The organism is Rhodococcus quanlei (assembly GCF_055231015.1).
In genome coordinates this window covers 1-1,420 of record NZ_JBUYWD010000043.1, presented here as the reverse complement: position 1 = coordinate 1,420, position 1,420 = coordinate 1, and the positions used below count along the sequence as shown (strand labels likewise).

The window sequence follows — 1,420 nt, the reverse complement described above, 5'->3', positions numbered from 1 at the left end:
GGAACCTCGCCCTGCAGATCCACGAACACATCACCGGTCACCCACGCCACACGACCCGCCCCGTTGGCCGCCAACGACGGAGAAACCTTCGCACTCTCCGCATTACGAGCAATCTTGACCGTCACGTCACCGGCCTCGGTCACCTTCTCACCACCAGGCAACGGCACAAACGTGTCTGCATTCGCAGCTCCGGTCGACATCAAGCCGAGCACAACCGCCGCTACAGCACCAAGGCCGGCAACGCGGGCTCCACGACGCAGACCGGACTTACGGATCTCGCTCATTCATACCTCTCAACAGGCGCTCCTACCCCGACCGTCGGAGCGGGAGGTTTACCTCATGCTTGGTACAAGTTAGCGGACCCTTTCCTTTGACGTGACACCACGTTTTGTCCGATTTGCCGATCTTCGAACGAGAGACTGCCGGGTGGCGAAGTAGCCGAACCTGCATACAACGAGGCTGGGAGCCTGCAGACGGCATCTGCAGACTCCCAGCCTCATACTGTTTCGGTCTTCGAATATTCTTGGCGTGACGTTCGCCACCGAGATGTCAGCCGATGCTGAAGGGCTGACCCCACAGAGTGACGGTGCCGTCGACCCGATCGGTCGAGACCTCCACGTTCACGTAGGAGCGGGCCTGAGCGAAGCCGGCGCACCCGGACACGGCGAAGGTCTCGTCCGAGTAGGTGATGCCACCGCTGTTGCCCTCGAACTCGAATTCGCTGCTCGTCGAAGTGTGACCGTGATCGTCCTCTTCCTCGATCTCGAGGATGGAGACTGCCTTGGCCTCGCCTGGACCGATGCTCACGCCACCACCGAGCTCACCCGAAGGATCGGCAGTGATCGTTGTTTCACCGGCATCGTCGGTCGAGGACGACAGGAGCGCCCCACCATCGGCACCAGCGTCGGCGCCGAAGTTGAACTGGCACGCCACGACGTACCCGACATCGATCGAACCACCCTCGGCGTTATCACCCGAGATGCTCACGTCGACACTTCCCGATGCCCACACGTTGCGGTGCAACGGCGTCGCACCCATCGACGGACTGATCAGCGCCGAGTTGCCCGTCTGCTTCACCGTCACCACCGTCCCGTCGATCAAAGTCTGCGACACCTCACCATCTTTCAACGGCACGAAAGTATCCGCACTGGCCGCACCAGCGGAAAGAAAGCCGAACGCGATGGTCGAAGCAGCCACCACACCGGCGGCCTTGGCGCCGTAGCGCACAGTCTTGCTGTTCATTGTTCCCTCCAGGGGATTACGAAGTTGTGAAAGACGTTGCCGAGGAAAGGAACTCAGCCGATGCTGAACGGCTGTCCGTAGAGGGTGGTCTTCACGTAGTGATTACCCGGAACCACGACCACCGAGTAGGCGCGAGCCTGCGCGTATCCGCCGCACCCCTGAACCTCGATCTCCCTGT

At 61.3% G+C, this 1,420-nt stretch carries 2 protein-coding genes and 1 pseudogene; all 3 read right to left on the bottom strand.

Annotated elements, in window-relative coordinates; genetic code table 11:
* Positions 1–284 (bottom strand): annotated as a pseudogene (locus tag ACZI8Q_RS20640) (MspA family porin); the annotation flags it as partial.
* A 265-nt stretch (positions 285–549) separates the two neighbouring features.
* On the bottom strand, positions 550–1,242 hold the full coding sequence (locus ACZI8Q_RS20635; RefSeq protein WP_463375444.1) for an MspA family porin: 693 nt from the start codon (positions 1,240–1,242) through the stop codon (positions 550–552).
* A gap of 53 nt (positions 1,243–1,295) precedes the next feature.
* Positions 1,296–1,420 (bottom strand): MspA family porin (locus ACZI8Q_RS20630; protein ID WP_463375286.1); only part of this gene is annotated, 125 nt, incomplete at its 5' end.